Raw genomic sequence first — 23,561 nt, 5'->3', positions numbered from 1 at the left:
CCTATCATTACCTTAATATCTCGATTTTTTGAGAAGAGTCCTGAATGCCGCTAATTACTGTGGGTGTCAATCATAAAACTGCTCCAATTGCGATTCGCGAGCAGGTGGCGTTTGCGCCAGAAAAAATGATTGAAGCTTTATCTTCTTTGGTAACCGATCAACGCGCGCAAGAAGCCATAATTGTCTCTACTTGTAATCGCACTGAATTGTATTGTTCAGTAGAAGATCTGCATAAAATTGATCAAGTAATCGCTTGGTTGGGACAGTATCATGGTATTGAATTAGAAGAGTTGAAGCAGTATTGCTACACCCACATTGCCGATGATAGTGTGCGACACATTATGCGCGTGGCTTCTGGATTAGATTCTCTTATATTGGGAGAACCGCAGATTTTAGGACAGGTAAAGTCAGCATATGCGGTTTCCCAGGAAGGAGATTGCATTGGGCCTGAGTTAGAATCCTTATTTCAACGTACTTTTTCAGTAGCAAAGCGCGTTCGTACAGACACAGCCATCGGTGAAAACCCTGTTTCCATTGCTTTTGCTGCAGTCAGTTTGGCGCAACGTATCTTTGCTGATATTCGTCGTAGTACTGCGTTGCTGATAGGGGCTGGACAAACCATTGAGTTGGTGGCGAGACATCTGAAAGAAAATGGCGTGAAGCGTATTATCGTTGCCAACCGTACCTTAGCCAGAGCGCAAACATTGGCAAGTGAGCTGAAGGCGGAAGCCATTATGCTCGGAGATCTTGGTGACTATTTGCCACAGGCCGATATCGTTATATCATCCACCGCCAGTCAGTTGCCCATTATTGGTAAAGGCATGGTAGAGAGAGCGACAGCACGACGTCGACATTCGCCCATGTTGCTAGTGGATATTGCTGTTCCAAGAGACATCGAACCCGAAGTAGAAGACGTCTCTGATGCTTATTTATATACGGTAGACGACCTTCATTCGGTCATTGAGGAAAATGTTCGCGCCAGACAAGAAGCAGCTAGAGCTGCGGAAGCTTTAATTGACGAAGGTGTAGACGCTTATCGCAAAACACTAGAATCACGTAAAGTCTCTGATCTCATTGTGAATTACCGCCAATCTGCAGAGAGCATTAAGCAAACAGAATTGGAGAAAGCATTGAAAAGTTTGCAAAGTGGACAAGCATCAGAACAAGTACTTAACAAACTGGCCCACGGTTTAATGAATAAATTGATTCATGCTCCCACGCAATATTTGCGTGAAGCAGGCAGTGAAGCGGATCAAGAAGCCTTAACGATTGCCGCGAATGTACTCGGCATAAATGAAGATAAAGATAATTAAAATGAAAGAATCGATTAAATTAAAATTAGAAAGTTTGGCAGAACGTTACGAAGAATTAGCAGCCTTGCTAAGTGAAGCAGATGTGATCATGGATCAGGATTTGTTTCGTGCATATTCAAAAGAATACGCAGAACTTGAGCCAGTAGTGAAATGTTTCAATGAATACCAACAAGTGTTGGAAAACATTGAAGAAGCGGAGCTCATGATGACGGATTCGGATCCGGATATTAAAGAAATGGGTGTGGAAGAAATGAAGGCGGGTCAAGAGCAACAAGAAGAATTGCAACTCACCCTGCAGAAGCTATTGCTGCCAAAAGACCCAAATGATTCTCGTAATGTTTTCTTAGAAGTTCGTGCTGGAACGGGTGGGGATGAAGCTTCTATTTTTTCTGGTGACTTATTTCGTATGTATTCACGGTACGCAGAAACCCAACGTTGGAAAGTGGAAATTGTCAGTGCTAGCGAAGGTGAACACGGTGGTTATAAAGAAATCATCGCACGAATTGTGGGTGATGGCGCATACTCTAAATTAAAGTTTGAATCTGGCGCACATCGTGTACAGCGTGTGCCTGCCACAGAGTCACAAGGTCGTATTCATACCTCAGCTTGTACGGTTGCTATCATGCCGGAAATGGATGAAGTGGAAGCCATTGATATTAATAAAGCAGACTTGCGTATTGATACCTTTCGAGCGTCAGGCGCGGGTGGTCAGCACGTTAACAAAACCGATTCGGCGATTCGTATTACGCATATTCCAACTGGCGTGGTCGTTGAATGTCAGGATGAGCGTTCGCAACATAAAAACCGTGCCAAGGCCATGTCTCTGTTGGCATCTCGATTGTTGGCAGCAGAACAAGAAAAAGCCGCCAGTGAACAATCCGAAGCGCGCAAATCTCTGGTAGGCAGTGGTGATCGTTCGGAACGTATCCGTACCTACAACTATCCTCAAGGGCGTGTTACAGATCACCGTATTAACCTGACTTTATACAAGTTGGATGAAATTGTTACCGGGGATTTGGATGTGTTGGTTAACCCTTTGGTAAACGAGTTCCAAGCAGAACAGCTTGCCACACTAAGCGGTGATAATTGATTTGCCTATGCGCATAGATGAATCCCTGCAAGGCGCCTCTGAGCGCCTTCGTTTTATGTCCGACACGGCCTTGTTGGATGCCCAATTATTGTTAGGGCATGTGCTCAATGTCACCACTGCATATTTTTATTCTTGGCCGGAGAAAACACTTACAGATCAAGAATTAGCAGAGTTTGATATCTTGCTTAAACGACGCGAGTTGGGTGAGCCCATTGCTTATATCATGGGTAAGCAAGCTTTCTGGTCACTGGAGTTGGCGGTTGCGCCTTGTACCTTGATTCCGCGAGCCGACACGGAATGCTTGGTTGAGCAAGCATTAGTGGTGTTAGCGGATAAAGTTCAAGCAAAGGTTTTGGACTTAGGAACAGGAACGGGAGCGATTGCCTTGGCTTTAGCAAAAGAATGCCCCGAAGCAAAGGTGACAGGGGTGGATGTGATTGCTGAAGCAGTTACCTTAGCTCAGCAGAACGCCCTGACTAATGGCATTGATAATGTTCAATTTTTGCAAAGTAGCTGGTTTGAACAAATACCAAAAGACAGTAGGTATGATCTGATTGTATCTAATCCGCCCTATATCGATCTTGAAGATCAGCACCTTTCTCAAGGAGACGTTCGGTTCGAACCTAAAACAGCCTTGGTTGCAGATAACAAGGGCATGGCAGATATTGAGCATATTGTTAAGCAAGCTCAGTGGTTTCTTCTAGCGGGTGGCTTTCTTATGTTTGAACATGGTTTTGATCAAGCGCAAGCGGTTCGTGATTGTCTGTTGGGTGCTGGGTTCATTGGTGTGAAAAGCGTACAGGATTTTGGGGGCAATGACAGAGTCACTATGGGACGAAAACCTTTTTAATGAAACAAAAACGGAGCAATGAAATAAGCTCCGTTTTTGTTTTTAGGAATGACTATTTTTTCGGTTGGGCACTTTCTGGTCGAATAAAGACAGGTTCATTCGCAGTTGAGCGCTCGGCATCGTAACGGTAACCCGCCACATCGAATTGGATTAATTCTTGCTCAGTCTGGCAGCGATTTTCGATCAGGTAACGTGCCATCAGACCACGTGCTTTTTTGGCATAGAAACTGATGACTTTAAATTGTCCATTTTTCTCGTCCAAGAAGTTTGGGCTGATCAAACGTGCCGTTAATTTCTTTTTGTTTACCGCTTTGAAATACTCATTGGAAGCAAGATTCACCAACAGCTCGTCATTGGTTAATTCGTCATTTAGTTTGTCGACGATAATGTCTCCCCAGAACTGATATAGATTACTACCACGATCATTGTTGAGTTTAGTGCCCATTTCAAGACGGTAGGCTTGCATCAGGTCCAGTGGTTTTAAAACACCGTACAAGCCGCTTAGGATGCGCAGATTTTGCTGAGCATATTGTAAGTCATCTTGACTTAATGAATAGGCATCCAATCCAGTGTAGACATCTCCCATAAAGGTGAAAACGGCAGGACGACTGTTGTCCGGGTTATGTTCTTCTTGCCATGCTTGGTAACGAGACACGTTTAATGTGGACAATTTGTCGCTTAATTTCATAAGACTGGCAATGTCAGCTGGTGTATAGTCTTGTAATTGTTTGATCAGTAATTTAGATTCCTGCGTTAATTCAGGCACGCTGAACTCATCAGAACTTGGCGTTGATGTTAGATCCAGTGTTTTTGCTGGTGAGATTAAAAATTTCATAGTCTGCTCATTTGCGTTGTGTTTGCGTATGCTAAAGATTATCCATAGAGTGTCGATAGATATCCAGACAATGTATTAATAGAGATAATTTATGAAGGATAATCTGATATTGTTTCCCAAAGTAAATCAACGAAGGAAGGAAGCCCGTTTGACTGCTGAAAAGCAGGCTGAGTTGATTGCCCTACGGGCCAAATTTGATCAAGCACGACAGGGTTGGCCATTGGAAATGGCTGAGTTACCAGAAAATAATAAATTCTATTGTGGCTCGAAAAAATAGCGTCAAAACGTAACCATTTTCAGGGCGACAAAGTAAGGGATGTTGATGTTGTCCTTTTTAGTGCGTTATTCGTTGCCTTTTATGTTTTTCTTTGCCTTGGTAGGTTTTTTCTTTCCTCGTGTTTCTGCTTGGGTATTTCCTTATCTCCCTTATGTGCTATTTAGTTTGATGACTCTTACCCTGTTGAGTATCAAACAGAGTGAACTCATGCGTCGATTGAGTCGTTTGTCCGTGTGGCTTTATGCCTTGCTTCACTCGCTTTTTTTCATGGTGTTGGTACTTGGCTTATCGTATTTTCTTCCTATGAGTGATGATTTGCTGCTGGCTATGTTAGCCATTGCCGCGACCGGTTCACTATTTGCTACGCCGGCTATCGTTCGAGCCTTAGGATTTGATCATATTCAAGCGATGGCAATGACCATTACCACAACCTTGCTGTTGCCTATTAATTTGAGTTTAGCCTTGCTTATTAAGCCTATAGCCGAAGTTGGTTTAGATTGGGAAACTTATCTCATACGCTTGGTGGTGTTTATTTTTGGGCCAATGGCATTTTCTTATCTGGTTCATAGATTGGTGCCTGTGGTCATTTTGAATCGTGTTTTACTCACTGTGTCGCCTTATACAATTTTGTTGGTGTTTGCTTTCCCTCTGGGATTGGTGGGCAGTTTTAGGGAGATGTTTGATGCCAATATGCTGCATGCAATGGGATACTTTCTTATTGCATTGATAATCTGTTTGGTGTTTTTTGTCACAGCTTTTTTGTTATACCGCAAGCAAGGCGTTGAGATAGCGCTCAGTGCCGCCATCACTTCTGGAAATCGTAATGTGCTGCTGACTTACAGTGTAGCGGGTGTTTTATTAGGGCCTGCTTTTTTACCGCTGGCGGGCGCATTACAAATTCCTACATATCTTCTGCCGGTCATTACTCGCTGGTTACATAAAAGTTTACTAAGTTAATTCTTAATTCGTAGTTTATGAATTGCTATCCTCGAAGTTCCTTAAGTTCTACTTAGGGTGAAGGAGATAATAAAAACTCGTTAAGGATAAGACAATGCGCAACAACACACCGGTGACAGATCAAGAGAGACGCTTTGAGGTTAATGAAAAGCTGGTTTCTACTACCGATCTGAAAGGCAAAATTCTTCATTGCAATGATGCATTTATTAAAATAAGTGGCTTTAGCAAAGAAGAGCTTATTGGTAGTCCACACAATATTGTTCGACACCCTGACATGCCAGTTGAGGCTTTCCAAGTTATGTGGGATACCTTAAAGCAAGGTAAAGCTTGGATGGGGCTGGTGAAGAATCGCTGTAAAAATGGGGATTTTTACTGGGTGGATGCCTATGTCACGCCTGTCACTGAGAACGGTAAAGTCATAGGATATGAATCTGTCCGTACTTCGCCTAAACGTGAAGACGTGGTACGTGCTGAAAAACGCTATAAAAGTATTCGCGAGGGTAAGCGAGCCTTTGCTCATCCATTGCTGAATTGGCAATTTATTTTGCCTCTAATCATTGTTGTTTGCGCAGCCTTAGCGGCTTCACAAAATACCTATTTGGGATTATCGCTCTTATTATTGGCAAGTTTGGTCGGTAATGCACTTTTCTGGAAGCACCAGCGAGACTTGAAAATCCAGCTAAAGAAACGTTTGTCGTCAGCTTTTATGCATCCATTGGCGGCGGTTACCTATTCCGATGAGGCAATGTCTATAGCTCAATTGGAAGTCGGGGCGAAAAGTATGATGTCAAGAATCGATGCAGTATTGACACGTTTTGAAGATGAATCTCTGAAAGTCTCGGAGCAGTCGCGAGTGGGGCTAGCTTTAACGCAAGAAACAACGAAAGGCATGGTCAGTCAGCAACATGAAACCCAAGATGTGGCGGCGGCGATGCAGCAAATGACGTCGACCATAGGCGATGTTTCTTTGAATGTACAAGCGACGGCAGAAAGTGCAAAGTCATCTTTACAGGCTGCACAATCCGGTCAGGTGCAGATCACTCAGGTACAAACCTCCATTGAGGATCTAAGCGATACTGTAAATAACATTAGTGCGACGGTACAAGATCTGGCAAATCATTCTGAGAAAATCGCTGAAGTAGCACAAGTCATTGACCAAATTGCTGAGCAGACCAATTTACTGGCGCTTAATGCGGCTATTGAGGCAGCACGTGCTGGTGAACATGGACGAGGTTTTGCTGTGGTTGCCGATGAAGTTCGTCAGTTAGCCATGCGCACTCAAGGTTCTACTCAGGATATCCACAAAATCATTGAAACCTTGCGTGCTGGAGCAGCAAGCTCAGTGAGCATAGCAGGACAAGGTAAGCAGGATGCTGAGCATGGGTTGCAGAAAATAGTGCAAATGGCGCAAGCGTTTGAAGAAATTGTTGCCTCCGTTTCCAACATTACCGACATGTCTATTCAGATGTCAGCGGCGGTTGAGCAGCAATCACAAGTGTCGGAAGATGTTAATCGTCAGGTGGTGAGGATCTCTGATTTGGCAGAAGAGAGTGCCGAAAACTCACAGCGTTCAAGCGATAGTATTCGGTTGTTGCAGAAGGTAGCAGAAGACATGCATGAACTGGTGATTCGATTTAAATAGTGAATATAACACAAGGCCAGCTTATAAGCTGGCCTTGTGTTATTCATGGTGCCATCAGTGATGGTTGGGCAAAGGTAGGGGTTTTAACTGGTTACTGGCTTGATTAAGATTGATCATCATCAGGTTTTGGCTAGCTTTAATGTCTCCCATGGCTTCCAATAATCTACTCAATTCTGCCAGGGCTTCACTTTGGCCATCAAGCGCCAGGGCTTGCTCATAATAGTCTTTTGCTTTGCCCCACAACATCATGGTTTGACTCAAACGTCCAGCTACAAGGTACAAATTGGCACTCGCTGGCTCGCGCTTTAACCAAACTTCGCAATTGGCTAGGAGCTTTTTCATATTGCCTTGTTTCAGGTTGCCGTATTCGTAAATAAGATCATCAGACCAACGATGGTTTAAGCTGTTGCGAATGAAGTGTTCTGCCTTATTGTCGTCACCAAAATGCAACAAGGTTTGAGCATATAGCTGACGCATTCGATCATCTTGCGACAAGGTATCTAATTTGTTCCATAAGGTTTCCACCTCGGAGACCAGTTCCTTGCCACTTTGCCCTAATTTATTGCGGAATTTAATTTTATCTAATAGGGCGAGAAACGCGTTACTTTCTAGTTCGAGCATATTGTCTTCATCGAAAATGCCGTCTTTTTTCAGAGTCGGCGTTAGCGCCAACAGAGCGTCCCAATCTTTCAATTTGGTGTACACGGAAACCAACATTTTCAGTACTTGTTTGTGTTTGGGCTTGAGTTTATGTAAACGTAATAGAGAGGCCAGTGCACCTTCATAATGTTCTTGCTTTAGTTGCAGTTGGCTCTGGGCAAAGCCGATCGCAAATTCTGCTTCTGGGGTGGATTGGTGTGCGGAACGTAACAAGGATTTTGAACGTTCATGTTCATCTTGTTCACTGGCAGCGTAGGCCGCACCAATATAGTTGATTAAAGGGTAAGGGACTTTGTCAGCGCTGTTGGTAAGCAACTTTTCTGCTCGATTCCAATTGCCTCCGACCAGTTCTAACAAGCCACGAATGGTATTTCGTGATGCTCTTTTTAAAGCCAAATTACCTGTGATTTTTGCAAGGGAATTACTTGGTCGTAGGGTAATAAATAGTATGCGCTTGATCCAGCTGAGTACGAATAAGCTGACAATCATAGCCGCGAACAAAACCCAAATGCTGGTTTCTAAGGTAACGCCATTGAAAGCAATTAAAACGTAACCCGTGTCTTGGCGCATTAGTAACCCCAGCACGCCGCCTACGGCCATCATGATGACCAACAAGAAGAGCAGTTTTCTCATTGTGTCACTCCTTCTGACGTTGTTTGTTGAGAGCTTGCTTGGTTAGTTTTGCTGACAGATTCATCGACCTTGTTATCGGTTTCAACAAGCTTAAGCTCGCTTTGTTCTTGGTTCCAAGCTTTCATTAGTGATTTGATTTCCACTAAAGAAGCGCGTGGAAGAGGCAGCTTGGGTGAGGGCTCCAATTGTTGTAATTCAGTAAGGCTGGCAAGAAACGTCACTACCTTATTGGCTTGAGTGTCAAAATGCTCAGTGACGGCCTGGGCGACACGTGAAAGAGCTTGGTGATAAATAACCGATTCACCTTTTAGAAGGGAAACTTGTGCTACGTCCAGTTGCAGCTGTAAGCCGGAAATAAGTTTTTGATATTCGGTAGGAGGTAATAATGCCTTAATTGGCTTGTTATCGTAATTGATTACTACTAAAGAGCGTAAAGATTGCCAAAAACTTTTTATGCCAGAAGTAAATGGGTTGCTGTTATTGGTTTTGGTGACTTCATCTTGTTGCTGAGTGGCTTGCCATTCTTTTGAAGCTTCTCTCTGAGGTAAGTCTGTTACGCTGTCGTACAAGGCGCTTAATTGTAAGTAGCGGCCTTCTAGGTCAAATTGACTGATGGCATTCAGTGTCTGAATGTCTTTGGCTAGTGCTTTGCGTGTTTCGAAGACGATTGGGTCTTGTAATTCCCTGAGAATATCGTCGGCATTGGTGAGAAGAGCAATCGCCCCTTTACTGTCTGCTTCTAATAACAAGCGCTGGTTGGCTAAGCGGATTAAATATTCACTTTCGGCTAATTTCCAATCTTCTTTGGTAGTGTTATTTAGGCGCTGTAATTTGGCTTCCAAAGACTGAATTTTGTCGTTTTGGGCATTCTGTTGTTGGGCGAGCTGCTGTGTATTTTTCTGTGCGGATTTTTGTGATTCGATGACTTGTCTGGCTAGCTGTTCAAATTGAGTTTTGGTGTTTTGCGCTGAGTCAACTTGAGTGGCCAGCTCAGATTGTTGTTGACTGAGTTGAGTCAGCTCTTGCTTAACTGTACTTATTTGGCTTTGATAATAAAGCCAAGCACTGGCTGCCAACGCCGCGACAGAAATTGTCAGCGAAAGATAAACCGCAATAGAGGATCCTATCTTAGAGGCGTTATTGGCCTGTCCTGCTGTGTTTGTATTGATTGAAGCATCCTGATCATTCGTTGCGGTAGAAGAAATAGAAGCGCTGTCTGTTTTGTTGTCCTCATTCACTGTTGTAGAGGCGGTGTTTTCAGTTGTATCCAATTCAGTGGATTCAATTTTTTTGTCAGTCATTCTATTTTCCTGTTTGAATTTCTGTCGCTTTTATTAGGCTGTTGTCGTCTGCGCCATTGGCATTAGTTGCCTTATTCCAACCGAGTTCTTGTGCGATTTGGTTGACTCTGGCACTGGGCGTCAAGATTGGCAACGACTTCCATTCTGGTTTATGTGCATTAGCATAGTCGGTCAGGTGCGTTAAGCTTTCACCACTGGTGACCCATATTAAATCTATATCGGGCAACATAAAGAAAGTTTGAGCGTAATACGTCGGCTTCCTTCTTTCGTAAAGAGAAAGATAACTGACTTTTGCGCCTCTGTCTTGCAGTTGTTGGCCGAGTTCAGGACGCCCACCCAAGCCGCGGATAATAAGTACTTTTTCGTTGCGCATTTTTACTGGCTTAAGCCAGTCTAATAATGCTTCGCTAGTGTGTCCCGGGTTGGCTATGGCAGGCACGCCTCCTGCCAAAAGACTTTGTGTTGTGCCTTGCCCAATGCCAATCCAGTTTATTCCTATTGGCAACATGGGCCAGCATTCATCAAGCCATTCGCAGGCGAGGCGTGCGGCATTCTTGCTGACAAAAATCACATACTTGTATTCGTCTATGTTAAATATCTGTGAACGAATAAGAGCTACTTGCGCTGGATCCTTAATGGCTTCAATGTTCAGCATGGGTAAGGGTACAGCTTGCCAACCTTGCTGTTTAACACGCTCGCAACTGAGTTGATTCTCAGGTTGTGGTCTGGTGATAAGAATATGGCATTGAGACATGATAAGTTTTTTTAATCCGTTCAGGCTAGTGGTAGATGTCTGCTAATATCTTGTCAGCCCCTTTTTCTAATAGGGTTTCAGCAAGTGTAATACCCAGTTGTTTAGCCTCTTTTTTGGGGCCGCGAATTTCGCTTTGAATCATGTGTTTGCCATCTGGACTACCTACCAATCCGCGTAACCATAATTCCATTCCTTCTAATACGGCAAAGCAAGCAATGGGGGCTTGGCAGCCTCCATTTAAGCGCTTATTCAAGGCGCGCTCGGCGGTTACTCTTAGGGCGGTTTCTTCATGTTGTAATGGCATTAGCATCTTGATCGTAGCCTGATCATCATTGCGACACTCAATGCCCATTGCTCCTTGGCCGCCTGCTGGCAAACTCACCTCAGTAGGTATTTTTTGCGCGATGCGATGAGGCATGTCAAGACGTATTAAGCCAGCGGTCGCTAGAATGATAGCATCGTACTCCCCTTCGTCTAATTTTCTAAGGCGAGTATTCACGTTACCGCGTAAGTCTTTAATGAGCAGATCTGGTCGCTGCATTTTTAGCTGACAAGAACGTCGTAAACTGGAAGTTCCTACAATGGCACCTGCGGGTAATTCATCAAGCTGTTGATACTGATTCGAGACAAAGGCATCGGTCGGTTCTTCACGTTCACAAATAACGGCTAAGTCAAGACCTTCTGGAAAGGCCATAGGTACATCTTTCATGGAATGCACGGCGATGTCAGCACGGCCATCGAGTAACGCCGTTTCCAATTCTTTGACAAATAAACCTTTGCCACCGATTTTGGACAGGGGAGAATCGAGAATCTGATCACCTTTGGTTGTCATGCCTAATAATTCCACCGTTAATTCAGGGTATAGGCTCTCAAGTTTGGCTTTTACATTGTTGGCTTGCCAAAGGGCGAGTTGACTTTCGCGGGTAGCGATCACAAGTTTCTCTTTCACTGTGTCTCCTAATGCCTTGTCGGTCAATTTAGACCGGGAAAATTTAATCGCCATGATACTCGTTCGAGGTGCCTTCGTCATCTTTCAGGCTTTATAAGTGGGGGCGCTTGAGGTACTCTTTGCAGCAAATTGAACCGAGTGTAGGAATGAATTGAATGACTGATGCTAATAAAACCACAAACCAGCAATGGGGTGGTCGTTTTTCTGAGCCTGTTGATGCTTTTGTTGCCCGTTTTACGGCTTCTGTTGAATTTGATCAACGCATGGCAAAGCAGGACATCCAAGGCTCGATTGCTCATGGTAAAATGCTGGCCAGTGTTGGGGTTTTAACAGAAGAAGAACGTGATCAGATTATTCAAGGCTTGACGGAAATCGAAGGTGAAATTGAACGTGGTGAATTCCAATGGTCGATTGAGCTAGAAGATGTGCACATGAACATCGAAGCGCGCCTAACACAAAAAATTGGCATCACTGGGAAAAAGTTGCATACGGGGCGTTCTCGAAACGATCAAGTGGCGACCGATATTCGTTTGTATATGCGTGATGAAGTGGACTTTTTATTAGAAGAAATCACACGTTTGCAACAAGGTATCTTGAGTTTAGCGGAAAAAGAAGCCGCTACCATCATGCCCGGTTTTACACATTTGCAAACCGCTCAGCCGGTAACCTTTGGGCATCACTTGATGGCTTGGTATGAAATGATGCAGCGTGATTATGAGCGTCTGATAGATTGTCGTAAACGCATTAATATTTTGCCGCTCGGTGCGGCGGCGTTAGCAGGAACCACTTATCCAATTGACCGGAATATGACGGCGGATTTGTTGGGCTTTGAGCGTCCAACTTACAACTCTCTTGACTCCGTTAGTGATCGTGATTTTGCTATTGAATTTACCTCAACAGCGTCCATCATCATGATGCATTTGTCCCGTTGGGCGGAAGAGTTGGTTATGTGGGCGTCTGCACAGTTTAACTTCATCTTCTTGCCTGATCGTTTTTGCACTGGCTCTTCTATTATGCCGCAGAAGAAAAATCCGGATGTGCCTGAATTGGTGCGCGGCAAAACAGGTCGAGTGTATGGTCATTTGATGGGGCTGTTGACTCTTATGAAGTCACAGTGCTTGGCCTACAATAAAGATAATCAAGAAGACAAAGAGCCTTTATTTGATACTGTAGATACCTTAAAAGGATCTCTGCGTTCCTTTGCCGATATGATTCCGGCGATAGAATCTCGCAAAGAACACATGTATGAAGCCGCGCGTCGTGGTTTCTCGACGGCGACAGACTTAGCTGACTATCTAGTGCGTCAAGGTGTCGCCTTCCGTGATGCCCATGAAATCGTTGGTAAAGCAGTAGGTTATGGTGTTCAAGAAGGCAAGGATTTGTCGGAAATGACGTTAGAAGAATTGCAATCCTTTGGCGACATGATTCAACAAGATGTGTTTGAAGTATTGACTCTTGAAGGTTCTGTTGCTGCTCGTGACCACGTTGGTGGTACAGCGCCCGCGCAAGTATTGAAAGCGGTTGAGCGCGCCAAAAGTGAGTTAGCAGCTCGCTAAGATTTCAAACCATCTAAGTTATACCCAAAAAGCGACTACACACTATAGTCGCTTTTTTCATGTTATTCATTGATGGGGAAAATGGCATCAGAGCCTAAGAAGGTGCGAGGGTCTATGTTGAATTCGAAATGAAAGGTGTCAGTTTGACCATTGCAGCCTGCTAATACTATCGCCCAAGCTTGTTCACTACCGGGTTCTGGAATACGCCAACAAACGCCTTCAATATTGACGTATTTTGTGCCGTCAGCGTCTTCGGTAATTTGGTATTCGGTCTCTTTTAATTGTCCTTTCAAATAGGCCTGTTGATCTTTTTTGGCCTGCTCAATTTGCTCTCGTAATTTATTGGAAAACACTTCGGGCATCAAAATGGTATCTTCCTTAGAGGTTGAAGCCATATTATCCAGTTTTAGGAGATTCGGTTTTCGGCTTAGGTCCATGTCAGTTGATTCTGAAAGGTTTTGATCTGTGCCTTGTTGTGTGTCTGGTAATGGCGTCGATGGAGAGTCGTGTTGCAAAGAGTTTGCGGCTTTGTTGTTTAAGGAAGACTGGCTTGCTGACTTTAAAAGAAAGAGCTCAGTGGTTTTGGGTGGTGTGTTAGAGGGTAACCATAATTGAGGTTGAGAGAGCTCTAATACAAGGAGATGAAGTCCGATTGCAAAGCTTAGAGCAATCCCAAGTGGCAGTATGGCTTTTTTCATTACGCAGTATGACAACCCTTATATGAATTCATTTTGTTAATTTGGTGACAAGGGAATAAAAATCAAGTCGATGATGCTTGCTTTCTGCGTAAAGAATATCCATGTAATTCGTGCACTAGGGTTGGGATGCCGCTGGTGGCAAGGTATACTAAGCGCATCAAAATTTAAAGAGATAAGATGATGTTAAAGTGGTTTGTGGTGTTGGTCTTTAGTGCTTTCATTGTCGCTTGTGGAAACAAGGGCGCTCTGTATTTGCCGGATAATAATACCCTATCACAGCAAGAATCATCGGTTAATTGAGGACCCCCTTTTGGACTTATTTACTTATTCTAATCAGACATTACACGCTGAGAAAGTGTCATTGTCTGATGTTGCTAAAGAATTTGGCACCCCTTGTTATGTCTATTCTCGTGCTATGTTTGAGCGTCATTATTTAGATTACGCGGAAGCCTTTGCCTCTCATCCCACTTTAGTTTGTTATGCGGTGAAAGCCTGTTCAAACATTGCCATTTTGAATGTCTTGGCACGCCTTGGTGCAGGCTTTGATATTGTTTCCATTGGTGAGTTAGAGCGAGTGTTAAAAGCTGGCGGCGATCCGGCCAAAGTGATGTTTTCTGGGTTAGGCAAACAAGAAGTTGAAATGCGTCGTGCGTTGGAAGTGGGTATACATTGCTTCAACGTAGAATCGGAAGCCGAGCTGTATCGCCTTGATAAAGTGGCGGGTGAAATGGGTAAAAAAGCGCCGATTTCGTTGCGTGTTAATCCAGATGTGGATGCCAAAACGCACCCATATATTTCCACTGGTTTAAAAGAAAATAAGTTTGGTATCGATATCAAGGATGCCGTACGCATTTATCAAATCGCCAACGAACTGCCTAATTTAGAGGTGATGGGAGTGGACTGTCACATAGGTTCGCAGCTAACAGAACTGCAACCTTTCTTGGATACCTTTGATCGTTTAGTTGGCCTGTTGGACGAATTGGCTGCTGTGGGCATCAAGATTAAGCACTTGGATCTGGGTGGGGGACTTGGTGTTCGTTACCGTGATGAAGTGCCACCAAAGCCTGCTGACTACGCCAAACTCTTATTGGAAAAAGTCAAAAACATGGATGTCACGCTGGCGTTTGAACCAGGTCGTTCTATTGCAGCAAACGCAGGCGTTATGTTGACTCAGGTGGAATTCCTTAAGTGTAATGATCATAAAAATTTTGCCATCATTGATGGTGCGATGAATGATTTGATTCGTCCATCTTTATACAGCGCATGGATGGATATAGTCCCTGTTTCACAACAGGCGACACCAGAAGGTAAACGTGTTTACGACTTAGTTGGTCCAGTTTGTGAAACGGGCGACTTTCTTGGTAAGGAGCGTGAATTAGATATTCAAGCAGGAGATTTGTTGGCTGTACGTTCGGCGGGCGCTTACGGTTTCACTATGGCTTCAAATTACAACAGTCGTAATCGAGCTGCCGAAGTTATGGTGGATGGTGATAAAGTGTATTTGATTCGTGCTCGTGAAACCATTGAGCATCAATTGGCTGGTGAGCAAGTATTGCCTGATTGAGGAATCCTGTTGTGTTATTGAAATTTACTAAAATGCATGGACTGGGCAATGACTTTGTGGTGGTAGACGCAGTGTCTCGCAAGGTGTTTTTTAACAAACCACAAATTGAGCGTTTAAGTGATCGTAATTGGGGAATCGGCTTTGATCAGTTATTAGTCGTCGAGCCGCCTTCTGATCCAGAGATGGATTTTCGTTATCGTATTTATAACTCCGATGGCAGCGAGGTGGAGCATTGTGGAAATGGTGCTCGTTGCTTTGCCAAGTTCGTGTTGGATCGAGAGTTGACCAATAAACGTATTATTAACGTAGAAACCAAGCGTGGGGCCATACAACTGAGGGTGCTGGAGGATGGTTTGGTGACAGTGGATATGGGGGCGCCGAGTTTTATACCAAACGATTTACCTTTCGAAGCACAAGAAACACAAGGCTTGTACCCTATTGATGTGGATGGCGCAGAATACCAACTAACCCCAGTGTCTGTGGGTAATCCTCATGCGGTATTGAAAGTAGATACTTTGGTTGATGAACAAGTGCAATCTGTTGGTGCTAAAATTGAGTGTCATCAGCGCTTTCCTCAAAATGTTAATGTGGGCTTCATGCAAGTAGTAAACCCAGAGGAAATTAATTTGCGCGTGTTTGAACGTGGGGTTGGTGAAACACAAGCCTGTGGAACAGGTGCTTGCGCAGCTGTTGTGGCAGGTATTAAACAGGGTTGGCTTAGTCCGAAAGTAACCGCTCATCTACGAGGTGGTGATTTGCACATTGAATGGGCTGGCGAAGGCCATCCTATTTTAATGACAGGCCCAGCCGAAAAAGTTTTTGAAGGTCAAATTTACCTATAGGCAGTGGTATGAGCGAAGAGGAAGTCATTCAGTATTTAGTCAGTACCCCAGATTTTTTTGTACGTAATGCTGAGATATTGGACGATCTTACCATTCCTCATCCCGTGAATGGACGGGCGATTTCATTATTGGAGTATCAGGTTGACCATATGCGGAAATCGACTGCGCAATATCGTAGTCAGTTTGAACGCTTGGTAGAGGTCGCCCGTGAAAATGAGTCGACCATGCAAAAAAGTCGACGCCTTATCTTAGCAGGTTTAAATTGCCGCAGTTTGGATGATCTGGCGGTTGCAGTAGATGATATGGTACGAGATGACTTTGAAGTCTCTTTTCATACTTTATTGTTATTTGGTGAACATCCTGATAGTGCAGTGCGTTCGTTAAGTCTTAATGAAGCAGATAATCGAATACCATTTACCATTAAGATGACGGATTGTTATTGTGGTATTTTACCGGCCGCAGAAATGGCTTATCTGTTAGATGATCATGCCGAGTTAATTCAATCGGTTGCAGTGTTGCCATTGCTGTCACGCGCTGGTGGTGAATTGAAAAAGCGTGGTGTACTGGTTCTAGGATCAGAAAAAGCCACCGCCTTTGATAAAGACAAGGGTACTTTCTTTCTTCAGCATTTAGCCGATTTGCTGAGTGCTCTTTTATTGAGGCTAGTACCATGAGTTTGCTGATTACTTTTGATCTTGATAATACCTTGTGGGATGTGATGCCGGTGATTACTCGTGCAGAATATGCTATGGAGTCTTGGTTTGAAGAACGTTTCCCAGGCTTTTATCGTAATTTCGGAGGTGACTATCAGCTGACGGTTCGTCAACATATACTTAATAAGCAACCTGAGTTGTCGGCGGACTTAACTAATTTACGTCTAAAAATGTATCAGCAAGTGTTGAAATCTTTTGGTTTGCCGAGTGAAGAAGCGAATTTAGTTGCACAATCTGCTCTAGCGCATTTTTGTGAGTGGCGTCAAAAAGTGGATCTGTTTCCTCATGTGAATGAAGTGCTGAGCGAACTGGTTCAAGACTATCGTCTTGCTGTGATTACCAATGGTAATGCTGATGTTTTCCATCCTTATGTAGGCTTAGGACAATATTTTGAATTTGCGGTACGTGCTGAGCATCTTGGTGTTGCCAAGCCTGAACCTCAATTGTTTTTGCACGCCGCGAAGCAGGCTGATGTTACGCCGGAGCAAGTGATACATATTGGTGATCATCCTATTGATGATGTACAAGGTGCTGCCAACGCTGGCGCCAGAAGTATCTGGTTTAACCGACATGGCGCGCGTCGCTGGGCGGAAGATTGGGGGACAAGTTCTCATGCTGAAGTCCATTCTTTATTAGAGTTGCCTTCCGCTATTCAATCATTAGCACTATAGTTTCTTTGTATTAAGTTAATTAAAGCGAAGCGATTTTTACCCTAGTGATTTAGTGTTACACTAGGCCGCATTCATTGATCCAATATAGATTTTAAGGAAAAGTATATGAGTGAGAATATTAGCCAAATCACAGACGCTCAATTCGCAGAAGAAGTATTGAGCTCTGATGTGCCTGTACTAGTTGATTTCTGGGCACCTTGGTGTGGCCCTTGTAAAATGATTGCGCCTGTTCTTGAAGATGTTGCTGATGAGTACGCAGGCAAATTGAAAGTGGTTAAGTTGAACGTTGATGAAAACACAGAAACAGCACCTAAATACAATGTTCGTGGTATTCCAACCTTGATCGTTGTAAAAGGTGGTGAAGTGGCAGCAACAAAAGTCGGCGCTGTCTCTAAGTCTCAATTGATCGAATTCGTTAACGGCGCACTTTAATTAAGCATTAACCTGTTGTCGTTCATTAAAAAAAGCAGCTTCGGCTGCTTTTTTTGTGTTTGTTCATGAGAGTATGCTTGCCTCGTTATTGTTTCAGCGCCGCTAATTTACGAGCAAAGGAGGGAGAATGTGAATTGGTTAACGTGGCAATTACTTGTTGAGCATAAGGCAAGTACCTTTTCAAATCACTCTTTGGCATCGGATCGTCGTTAGGCAGTTTTACTGTCACAGGGTTTTTATGTACACCATTGATACGGAATTCGTAATGTAGGTGAGGGCCTGTTGCCCAGCCTGTCTGTCCAACATAGGCAATGATTTTACCTTGTTTGACTCTCGCGCCGCGTTTGACGCCTCGAGCAAAGCCTCTTAGGTGGGCGTAAAGGGTTTGGTAGCCACGACCATGATCAATAATGACCACATTCCCATAGCCATTCTGCTTACCAACAAAAGATATTTTGCCATCACCAGCTGCTTTGACAGGTGTGCCACTTGCAGCAGCATAATCAACACCCCGGTGAGGACGGCTGGTTTTAAAGATTGGATGTAAGCGGTTTGGATTGAATTTTGAAGAAATACGAGTGAAATCGACAGGTGTACGAATAAAGGCTTTGCGCATCGCTAGACCATCAGGTGTGTAATAATGCGCACCTTTTTTGGTTTTAAAACGAATGGCTTGAAAGGTACGACCATTATTGATGAATTGGGCAGCTATGATGTTGCCATTGCCGATTTTCTCTCCGTCGAGAAATTTTTCTTCATAAAGCACGCTTAGACTATCTCCTTTACGAATGTCTAAGGCGAAGTCGATGTCCCAGCCAAAAATATTAGCAATTTCAATGATGAGAGGTTGGCTAATGCCCGCTTTTAGACCGTCAACAAATAAAGAACTATTGATTTCAGCTTCTTTGTAAGTATGTACTATGTCTGGCGTGCGCGAAATAGCGCTGCGCTTGAAAGCATTGTTTTGGCGTTCAAAGGTGACACTGTTTAAAAGATTTTGTACCAAGATTAATTTGGTGAGTTCACCGGTTTTTTCATTGGTCGTGAAGTTAAGTACTTGACCCGGCATCATGCGCAGTAAAGATTTTTGTTTTTTGTCTGCTTGAGACAATTTGTATATGTCTTGGGGAGTGATGCCTTTGCTGGAAAGCAGTTTTGATAAAGAATCTCCAGCATTTACGGTAATAGAATGATCTTTAAAAGTAGCAGGGCTATTCTTTTTTATGAGATTTTCAGGCGCTGGAACATCGTAGCCAGAAATAATGCCGGTATTGGTAATGGACGGCATAATGTGACTTTTGGGGGTTAATTCTTGTTGATTTGATAAGTTAATTTCAGACTGATCCACCATTTGTAGGTTGGCACTGATAGAAAAGGGTGTTTCTTCAATAGCTTCGTCTGCTGGAATAGCAATTAGGACAATAGCTAAGAAGACGCATACCACAGCAATAAGAAGTAGGTGCTTAGTGGGTAGAAATTTAATCAAAATACGTACCTAAAATTCTTTATTAAAGCTCTGTAATCGTACCAATATTACTTTTATAATTGAATGCTTTGACGAAATTAACTCTATTAGAAGTGGATCTAAAAAATGACAGTAAGCAGTAACGATCTTTTAACCGACTTGCAAGCTCGTGGTTTGATCGCGCAGATGACCTCAGAAGAAGAGCTGAAATCCCATTTAGCGAGTGGCAGTCGTACGCTTTATTGTGGTTTTGATCCAACTGCAGATAGCCTACACCTTGGTCACCTAGTTCCCTTATTGGTATTGAAGCGTTTTCAAGATGCTGGACACAATCCGATTGCACTTGTTGGTGGCGCGACAGGTTTGATTGGCGACCCAAGTTTTAAAGCGGCAGAACGTCAATTAAATACCTCAGATGTAGTGGCAGGCTGGGCGCAGAAAATCCGTGATCAAGTCAGTCAGTTTGTAAAGTTTGATGAGGTGTCTAACCCAGCTCGTGTGGTCAATAATCTTGATTGGGCGGGGCAAATGAATGTGCTTGATTTCCTACGTGAAATTGGTAAGCACTTTTCAGTGAATGCCATGATCAATAAAGAATCGGTACAACAGCGTTTGAATCGAGAAGGTGCTGGGATTTCTTTTACTGAGTTTTCTTACGCCTTATTACAAGGGATGGACTTTGCTGAATTGAATCGTGAATACGATTGCACAATTCAAATTGGTGGTAGTGATCAATGGGGCAACATAGTGGGTGGTATTGACCTTTCTCGCCGTCAAAACCAAGCTCAAGTGTTCGGTATGACAGTTCCACTGGTGACAAAAGCGGATGGCACTAAATTTGGTAAGACTGAGTCTGGTGCTGTTTGGTTGGATCCGAAGAAAACCTCTCAATATGCTTTCTACCAGTTCTGGATGAATACAGCTGACGCCGATGTGTATAAATTCTTGAAATACTTCACCTTCCTGAGCATGGAAGATATTGATGCCATTGAACAAGCTGATAAAGAAAGTATGGGTAAGCCACAAGCTCAGTCTATCTTGGCGCGTGAGGCAACACGTTTGGTGCATGGTGAAGAGGGGTTGGCAGCGGCTGAACGTATCACTCAAGCCTTGTTTAGTGGTGAAGCTGAACAATTAAGTGAGCAAGATCTTGAGCAAATTCAATTAGATGGTTTGCCAAGCAGCTCACTTGCTGAGGCAAATCTTGCAGAAACGCCTTTAACCAGTTTGCTGGCAGAAGCTGGATTAGCAGCTTCTGGTAAACAGGTAAAAGATGCATTGCAGCGTAACTCTGTATTTGTAAATGGTGAAGCAAAAGGCATGGACGATAACATGTCTGCTGCCGACATCTTCTCTTCTGTTAAAGGTTACTATGGCAAATTCTTCCTCGTAAAATTGGGTAAGAAAAAGCATCACTTGTTTACTTTGTAAGCTATTTTAGTAATGTGAAAAAGGCGCTACGGCGTCTTTTTTTATTTTTAGCGAGGCCTTTCTTGGACACATGTTATATAAACTAAGGAATGACTTATAAAGGAAACCTTATGTCTCGCGATAGACAAACCTTAACTACACCAAATCACTATATAGGTCGTTTGTATCATTTAGCACGAGCAAAAGGCTTGGATGCAGATGCGCTTTTTAAACAGGCTGATTTGTCGCCAAGTGTGATTGATGATCTACATGCTGAGATAGAGGTTGAAAAGTTAGCGGGTATTGTGGAAGGTATTTGGAATTTGTTGCAAGACGAAGCCATGGGGCTGGCTCGTTCACCCTTGCCAGCGGGAGCTTTTTTTATGATGGGTCGAGCTACAGTGCATGAAGCAACATTGGGTAAGGCTCTTCAGCTTGCTTGTCGTTTCTACACTATGGTGTCCGATGCATACCAAATGACCTTAATAGAAAAAGGTAAAAGCGCTGTCTTGGAATTTGAATTTGCCGATGTAGAGTTGGATCCAACTCACTTATTTGCCGATATCACCTTATTGGCTTGGCACAGTTACGCATCTTGGTTGATTCAACAGCGTATCCCCTTAATGGCGGTGCATTTTCCCTATGCTGAACCTCAATGTCATGATTACGCAAAACTCTACCCTTGTAAGCGTCTCTTTAACCAAAAGGCGTTAAGGTTGGTCTTTGGTCGAGATTTTCTGGACCGACAAAATACCCAAAGCTTGGATGCATTAAAATCCTACATGAAGCGTTGTCCTATCGAGCTCTTTCTAAAACAGCCTGTAGACATCAGTATAGCGAGTGATGTACGTGCATTATTGAACCGTGCTTTTGCTGACGGTTTCCCTGATATTGATGAGGTGGCGAAAAGTTTATACATGTCGCGTCGAACATTGATTCGTAGGTTAGAAAAAGAAGGTACGTCTTTTCAAGAAATTAAAGATCGAATGCGTCAAGATCGCGCCAGTTATTGGTTGCTGCAAGAGGCTATTCCCATTGCAATGGTGTCGGAGAAGGTGGGTTTCTCGGATGCGGCGGTGTTTGCTCGCGCTTTTCGACGTTGGACGGGATTGAGTCCAACTCAGTATAGAGCTCAGCAAGATCGCGATTAAGGTGTTCTTCTTTTATTTCGTAATGCGCATTCTATATGCGCAATGTATCTTAATGTCACTTTTAGCATTTTAAGTCGGCATCTTGTGCCATTCCTCTACTGCACTTCTTCACGTAACTTTATCTAAAAAAGTTTGAGGAATATGTCATGTCTAAAGAGTCACGCACTTCCATTTCTGCTCAAGCACTTAAAGCGGCGGGCGATCATTCTCAGGCGGAAGACATTGCCGCGTTAGAACAGGCGGCAGATGCGGCAGGACGTCATCTTGATACCACTCAATCCAGCTTACTTCAGCGTATGATTTATGGCCCTAAGCCAGATATGGAAGAGTTACAGTCTGGGGTGAATAATATGAAGCAATCCTATACCCCTGATGCAACAAGGATTTTGCAAGCTGGCCTAGCATGCTTGGAGCAAGATCAAGCGTTTGGAGAGGATGGGAAAATCACCTCAAGATTACGTAATGCGGTTGCAGAAGAAGGCGCTTATGGTTTTACTGTGCCGACTCAATATGGTGGTCAAGGCAAGCGTTACAGTGAATTTGCTTGTTTAACCGAAGATTTTGCTGCCAATGGATTAGGAGCTTTATCGGTTGAAATTTCAGGCCAATTGACCATAGGTTCCAGTGCTTTATTGGGTTATGGCACAGAGTCACAAAAGAACCACTATTTGCCAGCAATAAGTGGTGGGCAGCTGATTGCATTTGCTTTGACCGAGGTGGGCGTAGGGGTAAATGCTAAGCGCGTGAAGGCCTATGTTGAAGAAGACAAAGACCATGCTTGCTGGCGGCTTTTCGCAGAAGGGGAGTGTAATAAACTCTACATCACCAGTGCGACTCATGGTGGTTTAATGGCGATTGTTGCTAGAAAGGGAAAAGTTAGCAAAGAGCTGGCCTTATTTGTGATTGAGTTACCAGATAAAGACCTTGAGGGTGACGTTTCGTTTCGCTGTGAAAGCTCCAATGTGAGTGCTTTCCCACAAAATATTAATTCCCGAGTGCATTTTAAGAACTTTCCCATCCCCTATGAGCAAGAAATTTTAGGCAATGGCGTAGAGGTATTATTTTACTGTCTAAGAATGGGGCGTTGTATGTTGGCAGCACAAGCGGCTGGTTTCCAACGTATGATGGCAGCCGATGCTTTGCATTACGCAAAACAAAGAGAAGGCGTGGGCGGTAAGGTGATTAAGCATGAGTTGCCTAAGCTGGCGTTAGTAAAAATGCTGGGTGGTGCTTTGACAGCACAAGCATTATCGCATTTGGCTTTGGCGCAGGACCAAAACAAAGTAGATTTGGCAGGATTAAGGGACATCACTAAATCGGCCAGTGCTCAGTCTTTATTAGATTCCCTAATTGCTTGTGAAAAAGTCATGGGAGGCCGCAGTCTAGATAAAGGGTCTCGTATTTCTGATATCAGAGCAACTGTCCATGCGTTTGGTATCGTTGAGGGGGAAGACGATCTGATTCGATTGGGTATGGTTAGGGACTTAACTAAGTCATTTACCGAAAATTATATGGCGGGCTTATTGGGTATTTTACAACAAGCAAACACAGACAAAGAGGGTAAGCCTGTTGCTCACGAAAAACGCCTATTAAAACTGTCGCTAGGTGGTTTTATTCAATCTCCTAAAAGAATGTCAAAAATCTTGTTATCTCTGGTATTGAAGAGCGGTTTTTGGCGATTGCTTGGCTGGATTGCTGGTAATGCTTTAGTGAGTCTGGTGGATCGGTGTGCTCAATGGATTCCCGGTAAATGGTGTCGTCGATACCAAAAGATACCCACGCATTTAACTCCGCATTT

At 43.7% G+C, this 23,561-nt stretch carries 23 protein-coding genes (1 of these 23 only partly in view); 16 read left to right on the top strand and 7 right to left on the bottom strand.

All coding sequences use genetic code 11. From position 1 onward, the window contains the following. Positions 1 to 44 precede the first annotated feature (44 nt). From hemA to prmC, 3 genes are read left to right on the top strand one after another with little or no spacing between them, the layout of a single operon-like run. Positions 45 to 1,313: a glutamyl-tRNA reductase gene (hemA, locus tag ABXS85_RS08085; protein ID WP_353669530.1), complete on the top strand. Its 1,269-nt coding sequence runs from the start codon at positions 45 to 47 to the stop codon at positions 1,311 to 1,313. A 1-nt stretch (position 1,314) separates the two neighbouring features. After that, the gene (gene prfA / locus ABXS85_RS08080) at positions 1,315 to 2,403 is read left to right on the top strand and encodes a peptide chain release factor 1 (RefSeq protein WP_353669529.1); all 1,089 of its coding nucleotides are present in this window, start codon (positions 1,315 to 1,317) and stop codon (positions 2,401 to 2,403) included. Positions 2,404 to 2,410: 7 nt separating this feature from the next. Next, complete coding sequence (gene prmC, locus ABXS85_RS08075; RefSeq protein WP_353669528.1) at positions 2,411 to 3,253, top strand: peptide chain release factor N(5)-glutamine methyltransferase; 843 nt, start codon at positions 2,411 to 2,413, stop codon at positions 3,251 to 3,253. Positions 3,254 to 3,305: 52 nt separating this feature from the next. On the opposite strand, the gene yaaA is transcribed toward prmC, so the two are convergent. Further along, the gene (yaaA, locus tag ABXS85_RS08070; protein WP_353669527.1) at positions 3,306 to 4,088 is read right to left on the bottom strand and encodes a peroxide stress protein YaaA; all 783 of its coding nucleotides are present in this window, start codon (positions 4,086 to 4,088) and stop codon (positions 3,306 to 3,308) included. A 91-nt stretch (positions 4,089 to 4,179) separates the two neighbouring features. Here yaaA and ABXS85_RS08065 point away from each other — a divergent pair, with 91 nt between their 5' ends. From ABXS85_RS08065 to ABXS85_RS08055, 3 genes are all read left to right on the top strand, one after another. Continuing rightward, a complete protein-coding gene (locus ABXS85_RS08065) occupies positions 4,180 to 4,365 on the top strand; it encodes a hypothetical protein (RefSeq protein WP_353669526.1) in 186 nt (61 codons plus the stop codon). 45 nt (positions 4,366 to 4,410) lie between these two features. Then, a complete protein-coding gene (locus ABXS85_RS08060) occupies positions 4,411 to 5,322 on the top strand; it encodes a hypothetical protein (protein ID WP_353669525.1) in 912 nt (303 codons plus the stop codon). Between the two features lie 94 nt (positions 5,323 to 5,416). After that, positions 5,417 to 6,964, top strand: coding sequence for a PAS domain-containing methyl-accepting chemotaxis protein (locus tag ABXS85_RS08055; protein ID WP_353669524.1), 1,548 nt, complete (start codon positions 5,417 to 5,419; stop codon positions 6,962 to 6,964). Between the two features lie 54 nt (positions 6,965 to 7,018). Here the strand turns inward: ABXS85_RS08055 and ABXS85_RS08050 are convergent, their stop codons facing one another. Genes ABXS85_RS08050 through hemC form a run of 4 tightly spaced genes read right to left on the bottom strand, consistent with a single transcriptional unit; the run spans position 7,019 to position 11,261 of the window. Then, positions 7,019 to 8,257, bottom strand: coding sequence for a heme biosynthesis HemY N-terminal domain-containing protein (locus ABXS85_RS08050; protein WP_353669523.1), 1,239 nt, complete (start codon positions 8,255 to 8,257; stop codon positions 7,019 to 7,021). Beyond that, positions 8,254 to 9,558 (bottom strand): uroporphyrinogen-III C-methyltransferase, encoded by a 1,305-nt coding sequence (locus ABXS85_RS08045; protein ID WP_353669522.1) that lies wholly within the window; start codon positions 9,556 to 9,558, stop codon positions 8,254 to 8,256. Before ABXS85_RS08045 ends, ABXS85_RS08050 begins: the two co-directional genes overlap by 4 nt. 1 nt (position 9,559) lies before the next feature. Next, positions 9,560 to 10,312, bottom strand: a complete 753-nt coding sequence (locus ABXS85_RS08040) for a uroporphyrinogen-III synthase (protein ID WP_353669521.1) — start codon at positions 10,310 to 10,312, stop codon at positions 9,560 to 9,562. Positions 10,313 to 10,337: 25 nt separating this feature from the next. Continuing rightward, a complete protein-coding gene (gene hemC / locus ABXS85_RS08035) occupies positions 10,338 to 11,261 on the bottom strand; it encodes a hydroxymethylbilane synthase (protein WP_353669520.1) in 924 nt (307 codons plus the stop codon). A 155-nt stretch (positions 11,262 to 11,416) separates the two neighbouring features. On the opposite strand from hemC, the gene argH reads away from it, so the two are divergent. Beyond that, on the top strand, positions 11,417 to 12,817 hold the full coding sequence (gene argH, locus ABXS85_RS08030) for an argininosuccinate lyase (RefSeq protein ID WP_353669519.1): 1,401 nt from the start codon (positions 11,417 to 11,419) through the stop codon (positions 12,815 to 12,817). 62 nt (positions 12,818 to 12,879) lie between these two features. Here the strand turns inward: argH and ABXS85_RS08025 are convergent, their stop codons facing one another. Next, on the bottom strand, positions 12,880 to 13,515 hold the full coding sequence (locus ABXS85_RS08025) for a hypothetical protein (RefSeq protein ID WP_353669518.1): 636 nt from the start codon (positions 13,513 to 13,515) through the stop codon (positions 12,880 to 12,882). Between the two features lie 177 nt (positions 13,516 to 13,692). Between ABXS85_RS08025 and ABXS85_RS08020 the strand changes: the two genes are divergently transcribed. From ABXS85_RS08020 to trxA, 6 genes are all read left to right on the top strand, one after another. Further along, positions 13,693 to 13,815 (top strand): lipoprotein, encoded by a 123-nt coding sequence (locus ABXS85_RS08020; RefSeq protein ID WP_353669517.1) that lies wholly within the window; start codon positions 13,693 to 13,695, stop codon positions 13,813 to 13,815. Positions 13,816 to 13,825: 10 nt separating this feature from the next. Beyond that, positions 13,826 to 15,079 (top strand): diaminopimelate decarboxylase, encoded by a 1,254-nt coding sequence (lysA, locus tag ABXS85_RS08015; RefSeq protein ID WP_353669516.1) that lies wholly within the window; start codon positions 13,826 to 13,828, stop codon positions 15,077 to 15,079. Between the two features lie 11 nt (positions 15,080 to 15,090). Continuing rightward, positions 15,091 to 15,921, top strand: a complete 831-nt coding sequence (gene dapF / locus ABXS85_RS08010) for a diaminopimelate epimerase (RefSeq protein WP_353669515.1) — start codon at positions 15,091 to 15,093, stop codon at positions 15,919 to 15,921. Between the two features lie 8 nt (positions 15,922 to 15,929). Further along, the gene (locus tag ABXS85_RS08005) at positions 15,930 to 16,595 is read left to right on the top strand and encodes a DUF484 family protein (RefSeq protein ID WP_353669514.1); all 666 of its coding nucleotides are present in this window, start codon (positions 15,930 to 15,932) and stop codon (positions 16,593 to 16,595) included. After that, a complete protein-coding gene (locus ABXS85_RS08000) occupies positions 16,592 to 17,305 on the top strand; it encodes an HAD-IA family hydrolase (RefSeq protein WP_353669513.1) in 714 nt (237 codons plus the stop codon). The genes ABXS85_RS08005 and ABXS85_RS08000 overlap by 4 nt, the downstream gene beginning before the upstream one ends. A 105-nt stretch (positions 17,306 to 17,410) precedes the next feature. Next, positions 17,411 to 17,737, top strand: a complete 327-nt coding sequence (trxA, locus tag ABXS85_RS07995) for a thioredoxin TrxA (RefSeq protein ID WP_353669512.1) — start codon at positions 17,411 to 17,413, stop codon at positions 17,735 to 17,737. A gap of 85 nt (positions 17,738 to 17,822) precedes the next feature. Here trxA and ABXS85_RS07990 read toward each other — a convergent pair whose 3' ends face one another. Next, positions 17,823 to 19,223 carry a peptidoglycan DD-metalloendopeptidase family protein gene (locus ABXS85_RS07990; protein ID WP_353669511.1) on the bottom strand — a complete coding sequence of 467 codons (1,401 nt, stop codon included), beginning with the start codon at positions 19,221 to 19,223 and terminating at the stop codon, positions 17,823 to 17,825. Between the two features lie 105 nt (positions 19,224 to 19,328). Between ABXS85_RS07990 and tyrS the strand changes: the two genes are divergently transcribed. The 3 genes from tyrS to ABXS85_RS07975 form a co-directional block, all read left to right on the top strand. Further along, complete coding sequence (tyrS, locus tag ABXS85_RS07985) at positions 19,329 to 20,633, top strand: tyrosine--tRNA ligase (RefSeq protein ID WP_353669510.1); 1,305 nt, start codon at positions 19,329 to 19,331, stop codon at positions 20,631 to 20,633. Between the two features lie 110 nt (positions 20,634 to 20,743). After that, positions 20,744 to 21,763 carry an AraC family transcriptional regulator gene (locus tag ABXS85_RS07980; RefSeq protein WP_353669509.1) on the top strand — a complete coding sequence of 340 codons (1,020 nt, stop codon included), beginning with the start codon at positions 20,744 to 20,746 and terminating at the stop codon, positions 21,761 to 21,763. Positions 21,764 to 21,909: 146 nt separating this feature from the next. Beyond that, positions 21,910 to 23,561, top strand: the 5' portion of a protein-coding gene (locus ABXS85_RS07975) for an acyl-CoA dehydrogenase family protein (RefSeq protein ID WP_353669508.1). It continues 376 nt past the right edge of the window; only the first 1,652 of its 2,028 coding nucleotides appear in the window; its start codon is at positions 21,910 to 21,912; the stop codon falls past the right edge of the window.

Origin of the sequence: Marinomonas sp. THO17 (assembly GCF_040436405.1) — a bacterium.
Taxonomy (GTDB): domain Bacteria; phylum Pseudomonadota; class Gammaproteobacteria; order Pseudomonadales; family Marinomonadaceae; genus Marinomonas.
The sequence above is the reverse complement of the archived record's forward strand: the minus strand, read 5'-3'. Positions and strand labels throughout refer to the sequence as shown.